The organism is Reinekea sp., from assembly GCF_046710285.1.
Classification (GTDB): Bacteria; Pseudomonadota; Gammaproteobacteria; order Pseudomonadales; family Natronospirillaceae; genus Reinekea.
Genome location: NZ_JBKEGY010000012.1, coordinates 102,884 through 118,742, shown reverse-complemented (window position 1 = coordinate 118,742; position 15,859 = coordinate 102,884). Strand labels below are relative to the sequence as shown.

The 15,859-nt window shown below is 42.5% G+C and carries 15 protein-coding genes; 7 read left to right on the top strand and 8 right to left on the bottom strand.

Features of this window, described 5'->3' with window-relative positions; translation table 11 throughout:
* Positions 1 to 53 precede the first annotated feature (53 nt).
* The 5 genes from ACI882_RS10355 to ACI882_RS10335 are packed head-to-tail and all read left to right on the top strand — an operon-like array spanning position 54 to position 2,596.
* Positions 54 to 647, top strand: a complete 594-nt coding sequence (locus ACI882_RS10355) for a DUF2239 family protein (protein WP_411746443.1) — start codon at positions 54 to 56, stop codon at positions 645 to 647.
* A 14-nt stretch (positions 648 to 661) separates the two neighbouring features.
* Complete coding sequence (locus ACI882_RS10350) at positions 662 to 1,144, top strand: dual specificity protein phosphatase family protein (protein ID WP_411746442.1); 483 nt, start codon at positions 662 to 664, stop codon at positions 1,142 to 1,144.
* 36 nt (positions 1,145 to 1,180) lie between these two features.
* A complete protein-coding gene (locus tag ACI882_RS10345) occupies positions 1,181 to 1,552 on the top strand; it encodes a VOC family protein (protein WP_411746441.1) in 372 nt (123 codons plus the stop codon).
* 51 nt (positions 1,553 to 1,603) lie between these two features.
* Positions 1,604 to 2,044, top strand: a complete 441-nt coding sequence (locus tag ACI882_RS10340; protein ID WP_411746440.1) for a heme-degrading domain-containing protein — start codon at positions 1,604 to 1,606, stop codon at positions 2,042 to 2,044.
* Positions 2,045 to 2,059: 15 nt separating this feature from the next.
* Positions 2,060 to 2,596, top strand: coding sequence for a nucleotidyltransferase family protein (locus ACI882_RS10335; protein ID WP_411746439.1), 537 nt, complete (start codon positions 2,060 to 2,062; stop codon positions 2,594 to 2,596).
* A gap of 105 nt (positions 2,597 to 2,701) precedes the next feature.
* On the opposite strand, the gene ACI882_RS10330 is transcribed toward ACI882_RS10335, so the two are convergent.
* The 6 genes from ACI882_RS10330 to ACI882_RS10305 all read right to left on the bottom strand — a co-directional run bounded on the left by ACI882_RS10330 (position 2,702) and on the right by ACI882_RS10305 (position 9,890).
* Entirely contained in the window at positions 2,702 to 4,399 is a 1,698-nt protein-coding gene (locus ACI882_RS10330; RefSeq protein WP_411744714.1) for a carbohydrate-binding module family 20 domain-containing protein, read from the bottom strand.
* 304 nt (positions 4,400 to 4,703) lie between these two features.
* On the bottom strand, positions 4,704 to 5,315 hold the full coding sequence (locus ACI882_RS10325) for a flavin reductase family protein (protein ID WP_411744715.1): 612 nt from the start codon (positions 5,313 to 5,315) through the stop codon (positions 4,704 to 4,706).
* Positions 5,316 to 5,327: 12 nt separating this feature from the next.
* The gene (locus tag ACI882_RS10320) at positions 5,328 to 6,125 is read right to left on the bottom strand and encodes an SDR family NAD(P)-dependent oxidoreductase (protein ID WP_411744716.1); all 798 of its coding nucleotides are present in this window, start codon (positions 6,123 to 6,125) and stop codon (positions 5,328 to 5,330) included.
* Between the two features lie 195 nt (positions 6,126 to 6,320).
* Positions 6,321 to 8,231 carry a methyl-accepting chemotaxis protein gene (locus ACI882_RS10315; RefSeq protein WP_411744717.1) on the bottom strand — a complete coding sequence of 637 codons (1,911 nt, stop codon included), beginning with the start codon at positions 8,229 to 8,231 and terminating at the stop codon, positions 6,321 to 6,323.
* 154 nt (positions 8,232 to 8,385) lie between these two features.
* On the bottom strand, positions 8,386 to 8,787 hold the full coding sequence (gene zntR, locus ACI882_RS10310) for a Zn(2+)-responsive transcriptional regulator (protein ID WP_411744718.1): 402 nt from the start codon (positions 8,785 to 8,787) through the stop codon (positions 8,386 to 8,388).
* A gap of 83 nt (positions 8,788 to 8,870) precedes the next feature.
* A complete protein-coding gene (locus ACI882_RS10305; protein WP_411744719.1) occupies positions 8,871 to 9,890 on the bottom strand; it encodes a pirin family protein in 1,020 nt (339 codons plus the stop codon).
* Between the two features lie 218 nt (positions 9,891 to 10,108).
* Between ACI882_RS10305 and ACI882_RS10300 the strand changes: the two genes are divergently transcribed.
* Complete coding sequence (locus ACI882_RS10300; protein ID WP_411744720.1) at positions 10,109 to 10,630, top strand: peroxiredoxin; 522 nt, start codon at positions 10,109 to 10,111, stop codon at positions 10,628 to 10,630.
* A gap of 121 nt (positions 10,631 to 10,751) precedes the next feature.
* On the opposite strand, the gene xylA is transcribed toward ACI882_RS10300, so the two are convergent.
* Together xylA and xylB are read right to left on the bottom strand one after the other, a co-directional pair.
* A complete protein-coding gene (gene xylA, locus ACI882_RS10295) occupies positions 10,752 to 12,083 on the bottom strand; it encodes a xylose isomerase (RefSeq protein ID WP_411744721.1) in 1,332 nt (443 codons plus the stop codon).
* Positions 12,084 to 12,097: 14 nt separating this feature from the next.
* Positions 12,098 to 13,594 (bottom strand): xylulokinase, encoded by a 1,497-nt coding sequence (xylB, locus tag ACI882_RS10290; protein WP_411744722.1) that lies wholly within the window; start codon positions 13,592 to 13,594, stop codon positions 12,098 to 12,100.
* A gap of 246 nt (positions 13,595 to 13,840) precedes the next feature.
* On the opposite strand from xylB, the gene tkt reads away from it, so the two are divergent.
* Positions 13,841 to 15,859, top strand: coding sequence for a transketolase (tkt, locus tag ACI882_RS10285; protein ID WP_411744723.1), 2,019 nt, complete (start codon positions 13,841 to 13,843; stop codon positions 15,857 to 15,859).

Below are 15,859 nucleotides of genomic sequence, written 5' to 3'. Positions count from 1 at the left end.
TGGTTTAATTGAGAGGGTTTAAATAATAGTAAGTTTTAGGGTTGGTGAATAAAATGAGTGCTTCAAACGATAAGTATCTAGCCTTTAAAGGCTCTGAATTAATTAAATCAGGTAGTTTACTGAGTGCAGCCTTAGCGTACAAAGAAGACATCCAGACCGGATCTGGGGCGAGCATCCTGATTTTTAACGCGATGAACGGTAAGCAGGTTGATGTTGATATTCGAGGCAGTCATCAAGATATAGAGAACCGTTATCAGGTAATGGAGCCACAAGATAGCGTAGAAGTTAGTGATGCCGTGACAGAAAAGAAGCGCGGGCGGCCTAAATTGGGTGTCGTGGGCCGAGAAGTTACATTGTTGCCTAGGCACTGGCAATGGTTAGATGAACAACCTGGCGGCGCTTCTGCAACATTAAGACGCTTAGTAGAAACAGCGCGTAAACAAGGCAGTGCAGAGGAAATAGCCAAAAAAGCACAGGCTGCAACATTAAACTTTATGTCCGCTATCGCAGGTAACTTGGAAGGCTTTGAAGAAGCCGTTCGAGCCTTATACGCTGATAAAAAAAATGATTTTGAAACGCAAATATCGTCATGGCCTAAAGATATAAAACAGACGGTGTTGAGGTTTTCTGAACTTGCTTTTAAATAAACAGGGCGAAAATAATGCAGCATGTATTTTGGTTGAGAGAAAACCAATTGGCCGGTCGTTCCGGGCCAAACCTTGAGCCTTGGTCGTTAGAGCAAATAAAAGAGTTTGGCTTTTCCGCGATCTTAAGTGTCAACGATGGTGAAATGGTGCATGAAAGCCTTTTAGACCAGTTAAGTCTCAATTATGCCTGTATTCCAATGTCTAGCAACGCGCCTATTCGAGACGGTGATAAAGACCAATGCTTGCGCAACTTACCTCGAACCATCTCTTTTATCGAAAAAAATATTGAAGCCGGTCCTGTTTTAATTCATTGTCGATCTGGTAAAGACCGAACTGGGATGGTGCTGGCAGCAAGTCTGATCGTCCGAGAAGGTTTAATACCTAGCGTTGCGATGGCAGAAGTTTTAAAAGTTCGCGACATTGCTTTTAGTGCCGATACTTGGATGGACTTTGGTCTTGATGTGCTGACTTCATTTTATGATAGTCATAAATCATAATTTGGTAGTCTAGTTAAGCTAAATAGAGGGTATTAAATGAAAATAAACAGAATGATGATCAACGTCTGCTCTCAAGACATCGAAAAATCTAAGCTGTTTTATACGTCTTTGTTTGCCTTCAATGTTAATTATAACAGTGATTGGTTTATACACCTTGTTTCTGAGGGTAATGGCCTTGAGCTTGGTATAATCGCCGAAGGGCATGAAATAGTACCGGAAGGTATTGGTGGTAAAACAATGGGTGTTTATTTAACCTTTGTGGTCGATAATGTTGATGAGTTCTATACAAATAGCCAAAAGCTTGGCTACAAAGTCATTCAAGAACCTTGTATGACGCCTTATGGACAGAAGCGTATGTTAATAGGCGCACCTGAAGGCACCGTATGTGATGTTTCGTCGCCTAGTTAGTGGGTGGTCTTTTATGCTAAAAGCGCCAAATTATGAAATAGGGAAGTTTAAATGATACGAACAATGGAACTAGACCACTTTAGCAATGCACTAGCCTTTGAAATGGGCCTTAAGGTTATTTCAGCAGCAAAAGAACAAGGTAAATTGATTGCGATTTCTATTGATCGTTTGAATCACAATGTCTTTACTTTTATTTCTGACGGATTGCCCGAAGATAAGCACGATTGGCTTAGGCGTAAAGCGAATGTGGCTATTCGGTTTGAAGAAAGCTCTTTGGCAGTAAAAGAAGACTTAATAAATGGGTCTATGAATTTGGCTGATACTTTTGGTTTAGATGATCGTGACTTCGTTGCAAAGGGTGGCTCAATACCGATAAAAGTAAAAGGTGCAGGGTTGATTGGTGTCATAACGGTTTCTGGGCTTTCAGATATTGAAGACCATGATTTAATTGTGAATAGCCTAGCTGGTTTTGTAGATTTTCGAAATAATTGATTGTGACTATTTAAAATGAACTATGAACAAGAAATTATTAGTACCATCCAATCAGATGCTTCGAGAATGAGAGCGCTTGATGCCGTGAAGTCGTTAGATCTTCCTGATTGGCTGATCGCTGCTGGTTTCGTAAGGAATGCTGTTTGGGACAGTGTATTTGGCGTAAAAACTCAACTGAATGATATAGACGTCATCTATTTTTGTACCTTAGATAACTCAGAACAAAGAGATGTATTGCTAGAACGTAAACTCTTTTCTTTAGCGCCAAATTTACCTTGGTCCGTAAAGAATCAAGCTCGTATGCACCTTAAAAATAGAGATGAACCTTATACAAGTACACTTGACGCGATGAGCTATTGGCCTGAAAAACAAACATCAGTGGGTGTGAAAGTAAATAGATATAATGAAATTGAACTGAAGAGTAGCTTTGAGCTGAGCCTATTGTTTAATAGAAGTATTGACCACAATCCGTTCCGGTCAGTTGAAGTGTTTAAACGCAGAATTATAGGTAAGGGCTGGCTTTCGAAATGGCCTGGTTTACAGGTAAATTGAGACCGCCGACTTCCTAAATACTATTTTTAATGGACAAAAATTGAATCATTGGTCTGTGCGAAATGCGCGGCGTTTGCCGCGCATTGGCGATTGCAAACTTTAGCTTTAAAAGTTGCCAAAAGTCTGCATATTACCGGTACCTGTATTGAATTTATTGTTGGCCCCGTTTTGCCATACCTGATTGTTTGCTGGGTTCGTTTCACTGCGCATTAGACACTTCCACTCGACGTTGGTGTTACTTGGTAAGGTAAGGGTACCGTTCCAAGTTGGGTAGTTTGTGGCGTTAAGCTTTACGGCATTCGCTGGATTCCAATTGCCCAGTTCAGCTTGATTTCCCACTACATAAACACTTTGCCCCCAACTTGTGTGGCCATTTAAACAAGTGAAATTAGTTGAGGTGGTTGAAGTTGAATCACCACCTGTAGAGTCGCCGTTTCCTGTGGAGCCGCTTACGATCGCACCAACATGGATGGCTGAGGCATTATTGTAGTAAACGTTGAAGTCAGCAAAACCGTTTTGATCAACTATTACCGTTTGTCCAGAGCAACTGCGCGAGTCAGCATTGTAATCACCGGAGATTACATCACAGTATACTCCCGCTGCCATGCCTGTTTGGAAGGTTTTATTTAGATCACCGTTCATATTAATAACAACGAAACCTAAGCCTCCTCGACCAAAAGCAATTTGATCTTGACCGTTATCCCATCGGTGTGTTGCTCGGAATTGCGATGCTGTGTGGTTTCGGAATGCCACCATGTTGGCAATAGGTCTATTGCGGTGTTCACATAACCAACCACCAGAACAAGAACTTGCGCCGTGGCCCGGAGGACCTTGATCATGATCATTCCAATCGTAGCCAGACATGACTTTTGGGTAACCGTAAGGCCATGCAAGGGCGAATACATGTGCAAGGTTGTTTGCGTTATTACCGTCTTTATGGGTGACGGTATTTACTGTATCTTGTCGTTGGTTATCGTGATTGGCAACAAAGGTAACCGCGTCATCGCTGTTTAACCAGTTGCTCCATGTTCCTATGTTCATCACATCTTTTAGTGATCCACGGCCTTTAAAATAATGGCCGATGGTTTTAGTAAAGTTAAACTCGGTTACATCTCCAATGTAAGTATATTCACTAGGTGTTACCGGCTCCCCGCCAGCACCAATGACTTCTTGGTATATATAAGGGTTGCCGTTTAGTTTACTTTTGATTGCTGCAATGTCTCCGGCGGGCATATGTTTGGCGGCATCTATTCGAAAGCCCGCAACACCCATGCTTGTCATGTCATTCATGTAATCGGCGATTTTGCCACGCACGTAGTCTTTTTCGGTGGCTAAGTCATTTAGACTGACCAGGTCGCAGTTTTGTACTTGCCAGCGGTTATTATAATTAATTCCACTTGTACAGTTATGAAAGTCTTGTGCTGAGTAGGGCACCTCAGGAAAATTTCTATCCCATGCAGCCATATGGTTAACAACGGCATCTACGTAAATATCTACACCGACTGCTTTACAGCGATTAACCATGCTAGAAAATTCCTGTCTATTACCCGATCGACCTTCAATGGTATAACTTACAGGTTGATAGCGCGTCCACCACTGGCTTCCATTGATTGATTTTTGTGGTGGAGAAACTTGAACGGCACTAAATCCTTTAGGACCTAATACATTTTCACATTCACTTGCAATATCGTTCCATTGCCATTCAAAGAGATGAACAAAAGCGGTCCTAGGCTCAGCTTGCACGGGAATACTGAGTGCAGCACATGTTAGGACGCTGGCAAATGCCAGGGTTGTTTTTTTCATGATATAAGGCCTCATTAGTTTTTATCATTGTTTTATAACGCATCAATAGAATGACTGACTTTCGGATGTTCGTCTTCATCCGCTGGAGGCGTAATTTTTAGTCAACATCCAATGCTTTTGCGTTCACTGCGTATGCGAGGCTTTTGAGTTTTATTCACAACCAAATTGCTAACTTCACCTAAATCTTGAGATTCTAAAACTACGCCCAAGGGGGGGGGGGGCGGAAACCTTATCTAGGGCTCTGCAAGTCTCCGTTTTTCATTTAGAACACCATATATATCAAAAGAGGCTTGATATATATGGGTTAGGTTTTTTTAGCATAAGGTAAGCGAGTTAGTTTTTGAGTTGAGTGGTAGCTGTCGAGTCCGCTAATGGCGACGGTATTAATGGCTTCCAAATCAATGAAGCCATCTTCTTGAAGCGCCTTATCTTCTATATGTAAATCTAATATTTCGCCAATGACTAATTCTGTCCCGTTTATAGCCAGATGTTGGTGCTCTCTTAACCTAACGGAATACTTTAACCGGCTTTCGGCAACGAAGGGTGCTGAAAAACCAGCTAAGTATTCCGCTGTTAACCCTGTCGCATTGAACTCTGATTCGTGCTTTTCATATCGAGCGGAGGTTTGATGGGCTTGGGGTACAATTTCGGTATTCACCTGGTTTATCGTGTAGCAACCTGCCTCCAATATGTTTTCAAAAGTATGTCGGGCGACGCTGTGTGGCCGTATGATCATGCCAATAAGCGGAGGGTGCGCACCTAAATGAAATACCGAACTAACAATGGCTAAGTTTGTATTCCCTTCAGTGTCTTGAGTACCTATGAGGTTAGCGCTTTTAAAACCTGACAGTGAGTTGATTAAATGGGCTCGGAAGCGTTGGTCTAAATTAGTTACGGCGTCTTGTGTGAGGTGCATATTAAGTCTTCCTTACCAGTCAATAGGCTGGCCTTGCCAATCAATGTATGCAGGCGTTCCTACTTGTGTTAGTTTTTCAGGTTGTAAAAGCAGATTAAAAAGCTGCTTGGCGACAAACTCAGGCGTAAACAGCTTATCTTTAGGGACGTTTTTTTGGAACGGCTTTGAAAGGTTCGTGTCGGTTGTGCCTGGATGAAAAAGCACCAAACGAGAAAGCTTAGCTCTTCTACCCAGTTCAATCGCTGTGGTTTTAAAAAGCATGTTAAGTGCCGCTTTGGAGGCACGATAACTATACCACCCACCTAAATTATTGTCTTTGATACTACCGACTCTAGCACTTAAGGCCGTTATCACGCAGGCGGTGGTGTTGGTTAGTAAGGGCAGTACAGCTTGAACGCAAAGTATTGGAGCAAGTGTGTTGGCAGTAAACAGTTCATTAAAGGAAGCTTCGTCAAGCGCTTCAAGTTTTTTCTCGGGCATCATCTGTTCATTGTGCAGTAAGCCATTAAATATTATCACCTGTGTGGGTATCAAATTTTGCACGTGTAAGTATTCGGTCACCTTATTTAAGCTTGCTTTCGAATAGTCACTAGATAGAAATTCAATATTGGGTAAATCGACGTTCGTTCGACTGACACAAATAATACGAGGGTTCTTTGTATTCGCGCTAATATGTGCAATATAGGCTTTTGCAATTGCACTGTTAGCGCCAAATATCAAGTAACATGATGGCACTAGTTGGCTCCAAGGACGCATTAATAGAGACATTTGGATTATAAAGTCCATTCTATCAATACGATTCTTCGTCAATATTGGATCATTTTGATGGTGCAAAAAATACTCGATTATATTAGCACGCGGTGGCTAATAGAGATTGAATAGATCAGGCATAAAAAATGAGTATGGTCTGAACTAGGCAACGTTTTTTTTCCACTCAAAAATATAGGCGCCATTTTGCTTCGTTGTTGAATGACACCCTTGCGATTTTAATGAATATGTCAGTCATTAGAACTTAAAGCGACTAACTAGCTCTTCGAGAGTTATAGACATGGTTTTTAGTGAGTTACTTGATGCTTCTATACTGTTAGAAGCTTCGGCACTAGAATCAGTGCTGTCGCTAATATTAATAATATGTGAGTTTATTTCATTCACTACTGCAGCCTGTTCTTCAGTGGCTGTTGCTATCTGAGTATTTAGATCAGATATATTGCGAACATTTCTCACTATTTCCTCTAAGGCTTTGTTCGTTTTCGAAGACGCTTGGACACTCATTTGAGCGTGTTCTCGTCCTTGGTGCACTGATGAAACAGCATCTTTTGCACCATTTTGAAGTTCGGTTATCATGACATGAATTTCATCAGTTGATTCGCCTGTCCGTTTTGCCAAGTTACGAACTTCATCGGCAACAACAGCAAACCCGCGACCTTGTTCTCCTGCGCGAGCAGCTTCAATAGCTGCGTTTAGTGCTAGTAAGTTGGTTTGATCCGAGATGCCTCGTATGACGTCCAGTACGCTGCTAATGGCGTCACTCTTATTGGCAAGAGAGTCTATGTTAGTTGAAACAATTTCCATATTGGTTGCCATGCTTTCAATGGTCTTACTCGATTCGGAAACGGTGGCTTGTGCATTGTGTGCCACATCATTTGCTTCTGTAGAGGCTTCGGCAGCAACACTTGCATTCTTAGCAATGTCTGCAATAGTGCTACCCATTTCATTCATTGCTATTGAAACTTGATGGCTTTCATCTTTTTGCTGTACTGCTATTACTTTAAGTTTTTCAGCATCAGTGTAGGTTAATTCGGATGCTTTTCGTACATCAGTTGAGGTTGTAGATACGTCTGCGACGACAGCTCTGATTTTCTGTGTAAATGCATTGAACCCTCTTGCTAACCTCGCGACTTCTTCCGCTTCATTTTCATCTATTCGGCGGCTTAGATCACCTTCACCTTCACCCAACTCTTCAAAAGCTTCGGCCATTTTGTTTAAGGGTTTTATGAGGTTTCTTGAAAGTAAAAAACTAATATACATGAATACAATAGTACTAATTAATAAAGTTAGTAGCATATAGTTTCTAGCATTATTCAAACCAATATACAGCTCAGCACTAGGAACTTCTGCGATAACATACCACCCAAGGCTTTTGATATAACTTGAAGCGACGATGAGTTTATCATTGGATACAAATGAAAAGTCCTGTTGACGGAGTAGCTGAGCTCCATCAATGTCGGCGTAGCTGTTCTTTAGAGTTTTATTATCTGATGAATCTTGATTAGGGTGAACTTTTATAGCACCACTAGCATCAACTAAATAGACAAATCCAGTTTTTTCAATTTTAAACTCATTTAGATAAGCCGCCATTTTGTTGAAAGATTTAGAGACCCCCGCAGCACCACGGCCATTAACCTGCTGATAATTAACGAATAGATCTACATCTCCATTAGGGTTGCTATAAATGCTAGCGGACTCAGCTAGACCAGATTCTTTGAGTGCGAAAAACCAACCATCAAGTTCGTCGTCATTCAATTGCCGTAAGAATCCATCTTGATTCCAGTAGTTGTTCGTTTGGCGATCAGCAAAGGATGCATTGCTCAGATCATGTGCTGCTTTCAAATCTTTTAAGTATTTTACTACCTTGGTTTCATCCTGCTTGTTTGCTCCGGCTACAGTCCAATCTATTACAAAGGGGTTCGTTGCTATTGATTGAGTTAAGACAAACATCTCTCTTATTTCACTATCAACAGCGTTTCTAATGCGTTGTATTAAATTAGGAAGTTCTGAAGTCTCTAAGCGTGATGCTAGCAATTCTCGGGTTTTTGCCTGACCTACTAAGGCAACAATGGTCGTTGATAGAAGGACCGCAACAAACATTGATATAATTAGGCGGTTTTTTATGGAGAGTGTAGATTCTATATTCATGAGATAGCCTCAATTTTAAGGTATTTGTCGGTATAGGATTCAGTCTATTTCTTTTGGAGCATAGTAGAATCAGGCCTAAGATGTTGTTTATATCGACAAAGTATTAATAATCTGAAGCTTTTTCGTTATTAAGTGTTTTCCTGCTGGGTTATAGCTACTCCGGTTGTTCTAAGGCGTTGATAATCGTACAGTACTCGGCACTTTCATCACCGCCGCAACAGGCATCACTAAGCCGATGAAGCGCAACCAGTGCTTGCTTAAGCTCTTCTATTTTTTCTGTCACTTCGACGATTTTATTTTCGGCAACCTGTTTTGCCTCGGCGCAAACATGCGCAGAAAGATCAGACCGTATAGATAAAAATGTACCCACTTCATCAAGGCTAAAGCCGATATCACGAGCGCGTTTAATAAATTTGGCCGATTGTAAGTTGCCTTTACTGTAAACGCGGTAGTTTGATTGGCTACGGCCAGAGGCTTTAAGTAAGCCCGATTTTTCGTAAAACCTAAGTGTATGGGTACTTAAACCGCTACTTGCCGCTAATTCGCCAATTTTCATTACAAGTCCTCTAATGTTGCTGATTAGCCAAGTATAAACCTTAGAGCTGAGTCTAAGGTCAATCCTTAGTTTACGAATAACCGCTAAACAAGTGGCTTTTCTTCAACTTGGCCATCAACATGTTTGGCAAAGCGGCCTTTGGCATCGGAATGAACGGTATCGTGAGTTGGCCATGGCCAGCCACCAAACTGGTCTTTACGGTAGTCTGCAAACGCTTGCTGGATCTCGGCTTCGCTGTTCATCACAAACGGACCATATTGAGCAACGGGTTCATTGATGGGCTTACCCTGTAAGACTAAAAACTCGCAATCACTGGTAACGGCGGCAATGCTGACATCTTGGTCGGCGTGTAAAAGGTGACCATGGCCAGATTGAATGGTTTCATTGTTTAAAGTAGCCTCAGACCCTTCGTAAAAGTAGAGCACTCGGTTAGAGGTTTGGGCGGTTTTTGGCAGTATAAAGGTTCCATTTTTCGGTATTTTGATTTGCCAAACCGCGACATCGTTTGCTTCATCTGCCGCCCAAGAGTCGGGCGGTGCAGGGGCGGGTATGTGCTGTTCGTATTTACCTGCAATAATTTTTAGGTAGGCGCTAATACCTTTGTCATCTTTAATGTGGGTGACAGGCGTTTGATCTTGCCAAAGCATGGCAAAATGAGGTTCTACAAACTTACTTTTAGCGGGTAAGTTAATCCAAATTTGAAACAGATTAAGTGGGTTTTCTTTATCTGCATGTATTAACGGGAACATTTCAGAGTGTTGCACACCTTTACCTGCAGTCATCCATTGGGTATCACCGGTGCCATAACGGCCTGCCGCACCAAGTGAGTCAGCGTGGTCAACAATGCCTTGGTTCACAACGGTAATCGTCTCAAAGCCACGGTGAGGGTGCGCAGGAAAGCCTGGTACCGTATCGCCATGATACATATTCCAGCCATCAATCATGGCAAAGTCTTGACCTATATTTCGATTAGCAAGAGATGCTTGTGGGCCAAACTGAGCGTTCCCTTTGGGGAAGGCATCATTGTGATAAACACAAAACAAAAATGGATCTAGAGTTTGCCATGGCATGCCGAGCTTAAATGATTCTTTTATTACTGACATAGCGCTATCCGCCTAGTGAGAGTTATAACAGTATAATTGGTTCACTGGCAGGAAATACAAGTGTTTCATTATTAACCAGCTTTAAAATGCTGACTGTAAAGAGTTTGTCTGTTCCTAGTAAATAGGGGTTAATAGTTGCAATGCAGGGGTTGTGATTCTACTCTAAGGGTCGCATATATTAAGTGGTTAGCTTAATTTTAATTCATGAAGGAGCCGATATGATTAAGACAGTCCCAAATGTAACCTTTAAAACCCGCGTGCGTGATGAAAGCATTGGCGGTGACAACCCATTTAAATGGCAAGATGTAACTACGGATGACGTTTTTAAAGGTAAAAATGTTGTTTTGTTCTCTTTGCCAGGCGCTTTTACACCTACTTGTTCTAGTACCCATTTACCGGGCTTTGAAGAAAAATTTGAAGAGCTACAGGCTTTAGGTGTTGATGATGTTTATTGCTTAAGTGTTAACGATGCTTTTACCATGTATCAGTGGGGCAAAAACTTAGGTGCATCAAAAGTTAAGTTGCTACCTGATGGTAACGGTGATTTTACTCGCGAAATGGGTATGTTGGTTAAGAAAGCAAACCTAGGTTTCGGTGATCGTTCTTGGCGTTATTCCATGCATGTTGTTGATGGCGAAATTAAGCAAGTATTCGCTGAAGAAGGCAAAATGGACAACTGCCCAGATGATCCGTTTGAGCGTAGTGATGTAAACACTATGTTGGATTACTTAAAAAAGTAAGTTGTTGTTCTTAGTTAGATATACATTAATTAAGGTAAGTAGTCAGTTTAGTAAGGCCAAGCTTCTTTGTCGAAGCTTGGCTTTTTTACAGCGAGAATAAACGCTGTCACGTTAAAGAAGATTAACCATGAACATAGCGGTTGATTAAGTTTTCTAAAAACTCTTGTCTTCCTGACTCTGGTTTAGGGTCGATGTTATTGTCAACCGCATGCTTGCTGATGTCAGCAAGTGATAGATTTCCGGCTAAAATTTTCTTACCGAAATCGGTATTCCAATTACGGTAACGATGATCAACAATTCCTTGAAGCTCACCTGACTCATAAAGTTCTGCTGCTTTCATAAAGGCTAACGCAATGGTATCCATTCCACCAATGTGAGCGTGGAATAAATCAGATGGGTCTGTTGATTCACGACGAATCTTAGTATCGAAGTTAAATCCACCTGTTGTGAAGCCGCCCGCCCGAATGATTTCATAAACCGCCGGTACTAAATCGGAAACATTGTTTGGATACTGGTCTGTATCCCAACCATTTTGTGGGTCACCACGATTAGCATCAACGCTGCCCAATATTCCTAATGAAGTGGCCGTCGCAACTTCATGTTCAAAACTATGACCAGCAAGTGTCGCATGGTTTACTTCAATGTTTACCTTGATTTCTTTTTCAAGGCCGTACTTTTGTAAGAAGCCAAATACAGTCGCTGTATCATAATCGTATTGATGCTTTGTTGGCTCTTGCGGTTTAGGCTCGATTAAAATTGAACCTTTGAAACCAATTTTATGTTTGTGTTCTACAACCAGTTGTAAGAACCGACCCATCTGTGCACTTTCGCGTACTAAATCAGTATTGAGTAAGTTCTGGTAGCCTTCGCGCCCACCCCATAAAACATAGTTTGCCCCCCCTAAACGATGAGTTGCTTCCATAGCGTTTTGTACTTGAGAGGCGGCATACGCAAATATTTCTGGATCTGGACTTGTAGAAGCGCCGACCATATAACGAGGGTTAGAGAATGCATTCGCCGTGCCCCAGAGTAGCTTAACGCCAGTTTGACCCATTTTCTCTTCAGCGTAGTCAACCATTGCAGCAAAGTTTTCACGTGATTCTTTAATGCTGCTGCCTTCCGGAGCTATGTCGTAGTCGTGCCAGCACCAAAAAGGGTTACCTAAACGTGTCATGAATGCAAAGGCTGCGTCCATTTTTTCGCGAGCAAGTGTTAGCTGATCGGTACCGGTACGGTGCCATGGGCGGTCAAACGTACCTTGGCCTAAGCCAAAGATATCTTTACCGTCCCAACAAAAGTTATGCCAATGACAAACTGCGAAGCGAAGATGCTCTTCTAGCCGTTTGCCCATCACTATTTTATCTTTATCATAATGGCGAAACGCTAAAGGATTTTTAGAATCAGTTCCTTCAAATTTAATGGGTTGGATATCGTTAAAATAATTATCACTCATGGTGTTCTCCTAAATTACTGGATACGTTGAATAGAGCGAGTTTGTTGATACAGAGCTCGATATTCATTTAGTTTTTGTTGATATTTTTGGTGCTTGACCAAGTCTGGTCTGTGTTCTGCTACGATTGAAGGGGCGGGACAAATCTCTGCGACTAACGTATTAAATGCATCGCTATTATCGGTAATACCGTGTTCAGATTGCTTACTTTGTAAAAGTGCGAGCCTGGCTGCGCCTAATGCAGGGCCAACTTCACCGCCCTCACGAAAGGTCAATGGTCGATTCAATACATCGGCGAGCATTTGTCGCCAACGCGCAGAACGAGCACCACCACCAATGAGGGTAATGTCATTAATAGGCGTACCTGCGGCATCAAGTGCATCTTGACCATCAGCAAAAGAGAATGACACTCCTTGTAGTACGGCCAGTGTCATTTCCGCTCGTGATGTTCCTTGGGTTAAGCCAAAAAAAGAACCGACGGCGTTAGGGTTATTATGCGGTGTACGTTCGCCTGATAAATAAGGCAAAAACAAGATTGGGGTTTCTTCTAAACCGCTAGCATCTAACTCTGCTAACAAATCACCCACCTCTGTTTTTACTAAATCTGCGAACCAAGACAATGACTGCGCAGCGCTGAGCATGACAGACATTTGGTGCCAGCGATTAGGTAAACAGTGACAAAAAGCATGAACTGTATTTTCTGGGCTGGCGTGATGTTTGTCGCTGACGACGAAATAAACACCCGAAGTGCCCAGTGAAATAAAAGCCTGGCCGGGGTCTGTTACCCCAACTCCAATAGCGCCAGCGGCATTGTCGCCGGCTCCGGCAACCACAGGAACAACGGGTAAACCTAGCTCTGCCGCTACGCTGGCCGTTAAATTGCCAATGACTTGATGACCTTCGAAAAGTGTTGGCATGTTGTCACGTGTCAGGCCAGTCGCTGTTAGTAATTCATCTGACCAATCTCGAGTCTCAGGGTTTAACCATAAGGTACCTGCGGCATCAGACATCTCACTGCTGAAAGTGCCGGAAAGACGGAAGTTCAAGTAATCTTTCGGTAATAATACTTTCGCCGTTTTTGCAAAAATATCCGGTTCATTTTCAGCAACCCAAAGTAATTTAGGGGCTGTAAAACCAGGCATAGCCAAATTACCTGAAAGTGCTTCTAAATTAGGCTCGCGCTGTTTTAATGTGACACATTGCGCAGCACTACGGCCATCATTCCAAAGAATAGCGGGCCTGAGCACATTGTTTTGACCGTCGAGTAACGTAGCTCCGTGCATTTGTCCGGCAACACCAATTGATTTTATTTTTGATAAATCATGACCTTGTTCTGCCAAGCTCAAAATGGATTGCTTACACGCTAGCCACCAATCTTCGGCTTCTTGTTCAGACCAAAGTGGGTGAGGTGTTTGAACGGTTAAGGCTGTATTTGCCTGCGCAATAACGAGTCCTTGATCGTCCAAAATAATGGCTTTTAAACCAGAAGTACCGAGATCTAGCCCCAAGTACATGGCGAGGCTCCTTTTTGTCGTTTTTAAGTGGTTTTATTTATTTAGTTTGCGACTCGAATTAATATTGTGGCAATATAGATCTTATGTCAAATAGAAAATCATCATTAAACATAGAATTTGGCCAGTTTTAATAGAAAGGTTGCGCAGTACCGTCAAAAAAGTGGGTAGCCATCATTCAATTTTAAAAATAAATACAGAATAAGCGGATAAGTTGTTAATTCATTTTTTAGTTAGGAGTAGTACATTGTGACAAAAACCAATATAACCCCAACTCTGGATGAGCATTGCGCGAATGCTTTACGAGTTTTATCAATGGACGGCGTACAAGCTGCGAACAGTGGGCATCCCGGTATGCCAATGGGCATGGCTCCAACGGCTTATTGGCTTTGGACAAAGCATTTAAAGCTCAATCCCAACAACCCTAATTGGGCAGACAGGGATCGTTTCGTCTTATCTGCAGGTCATGGCAGCATGTTGTTGTACTCACTTTTGTATTTGACTGGTTACGGCCTAGAAATCAATGATTTAAAGCACTTTCGTCAATGGGGTAGTTTAACACCAGGTCATCCAGAATATGGCCATACTCAAGGCGTTGAACTGACCACAGGGCCTTTAGGGCAAGGCATTTCAACTGCTGTTGGCTTGGCAATGGCAGAAGCGCATTTAGCTAAAAAGTTTAATACTGATGACCACAACATAGTTGATCACACCACTTGGGTTATTGTCGGTGATGGTTGTTTACAAGAAGGTATTTCTTCCGAAGCCAGTTCATTGGCTGGACATCTCGGGTTAGGCAAACTGATTTGTATTTACGATGACAATCAAATCACTATTGATGGCGATACCTCATTGTCATTTACTGAAGATGTCACCCTGCGCTATGAGGCCTATGGTTGGCAGGTCATCAATGTAGAAGGCGATGGCAACGATTTTGCCGCAATTGACCATGCCTTTCTCGCAGCTAAAGCAGAAACAACCAAGCCAACACTGATTCGAATGAAAACAAAAATTGGCTTTGGTAGCCCAAATAAAGCAGGTTCGCATGCCGTTCATGGCTCTCCTTTGGGTGATTCTGAGATTGAATTGACGAAAAAGGCACTGGGCTATCCGTCAATGGAACCGTTCTTTGTGGCTGACGATGTTCTAGCACTTTATCGAGAAGTTTCTGCCGTGGGTTCAAAGCACGAGAGCAAATGGCAAGAGTTATTCGCTCGTTATAAAAGTCAGTATCCTGAATTAGCTCAAAAATTTGAACAGCAACAACGCGGAACGCTACCGATTTCAATTGATGATTATTTGCCAACTTTTGAGAAGGGTAAAGCAATAGCCACCCGATCAGCCTCGGGCGAGGTTTTAAATGCAATTATGCCTAAGCTTGATAATATTTTAGGCGGTTCGGCCGATTTAACTCCTTCTAACAATACGTGGTTTGATGGCGCGGTTGATTTTCAGAAAGACAATTACGCCGGTCGCTATGTTCGCTATGGTGTTCGTGAACATGCTATGGGCGCAATACTCAACGGCTTGAATGTTCATGGTGGGTTACGAGCGTACGGTGGTACTTTTATGGTCTTTGCCGACTACCTTCGTCCTGCGTTGCGTGTTGCAGCTTTGTCAAAGTACCCCTCTATTTTTGTCTTAACACATGACTCTATCGGTGTTGGTGAAGATGGGCCTACTCATCAACCTGTAGAAACATTAGCATCGTTACGTGCCATCATTGGATTGAACGTCTTTCGTCCGGCTGACGCAAATGAAACAGCGCAAGTTTGGAAATTTGTACTAGAAAACCCAACCGCACCCGCGGCTATTCTGTTATCGCGCCAAGGGCTTATCAATCGAGATGAACAAGGCGCGCACAAAAATACAGATAAAGGAGCCTATGTGGTTGTACCGCAGGAGAACCCAGATGTCTTGTTAATTGCATCTGGCTCTGAAGTCACCTTGGCGATCGAGGCTGCAAGTGAACTTGCCACTGAGGGTGTAAAAGCCCAAGTCATCAGTATGCCTTGTATGGAGCTGTTTACTGTACAATCAGAACACTATAAACAAAGTGTTATCCCATCGTCATGTAAAGCTAGAGTGGTGGTTGAAGCCGGAATAGAGCAGGGCTGGGGGCGCATTATCGGTGATGCTGGCGAATTTATCGGCATGAGCACCTATGGCGCATCAGCTCCTGGCAACATTTGTTTTGAGAAATTTGGCTTGACCCAGTCTGCTGTCGCCAACGCAGCTCGTCAATCCCTTGCAAAAATACGCGGATAG

Excerpts from the sequence above, each read along its gene's own strand:
- ACI882_RS10355 (WP_411746443.1), top strand. The coding sequence starts at position 54 with ATGAGTGCTTCAAACGATAAGTATCTAGCCTTTAAAGGCTCTGAATTA.
- ACI882_RS10350 (WP_411746442.1), top strand. The coding sequence starts at position 662 with ATGCAGCATGTATTTTGGTTGAGAGAAAACCAATTGGCCGGTCGTTCC.
- ACI882_RS10345 (WP_411746441.1), top strand. The coding sequence starts at position 1,181 with ATGAAAATAAACAGAATGATGATCAACGTCTGCTCTCAAGACATCGAA.
- ACI882_RS10340 (WP_411746440.1), top strand. The coding sequence starts at position 1,604 with ATGATACGAACAATGGAACTAGACCACTTTAGCAATGCACTAGCCTTT.
- ACI882_RS10335 (WP_411746439.1), top strand. The coding sequence starts at position 2,060 with ATGAACTATGAACAAGAAATTATTAGTACCATCCAATCAGATGCTTCG.
- ACI882_RS10330 (WP_411744714.1), bottom strand. The coding sequence starts at position 4,399 with ATGAAAAAAACAACCCTGGCATTTGCCAGCGTCCTAACATGTGCTGCA.
- ACI882_RS10325 (WP_411744715.1), bottom strand. The coding sequence starts at position 5,315 with ATGCACCTCACACAAGACGCCGTAACTAATTTAGACCAACGCTTCCGA.
- ACI882_RS10315 (WP_411744717.1), bottom strand. The coding sequence starts at position 8,231 with ATGAATATAGAATCTACACTCTCCATAAAAAACCGCCTAATTATATCA.
- zntR (WP_411744718.1), bottom strand. The coding sequence starts at position 8,787 with ATGAAAATTGGCGAATTAGCGGCAAGTAGCGGTTTAAGTACCCATACA.
- ACI882_RS10305 (WP_411744719.1), bottom strand. The coding sequence starts at position 9,890 with ATGTCAGTAATAAAAGAATCATTTAAGCTCGGCATGCCATGGCAAACT.
- ACI882_RS10300 (WP_411744720.1), top strand. The coding sequence starts at position 10,109 with ATGATTAAGACAGTCCCAAATGTAACCTTTAAAACCCGCGTGCGTGAT.
- xylA (WP_411744721.1), bottom strand. The coding sequence starts at position 12,083 with ATGAGTGATAATTATTTTAACGATATCCAACCCATTAAATTTGAAGGA.
- xylB (WP_411744722.1), bottom strand. The coding sequence starts at position 13,594 with ATGTACTTGGGGCTAGATCTCGGTACTTCTGGTTTAAAAGCCATTATT.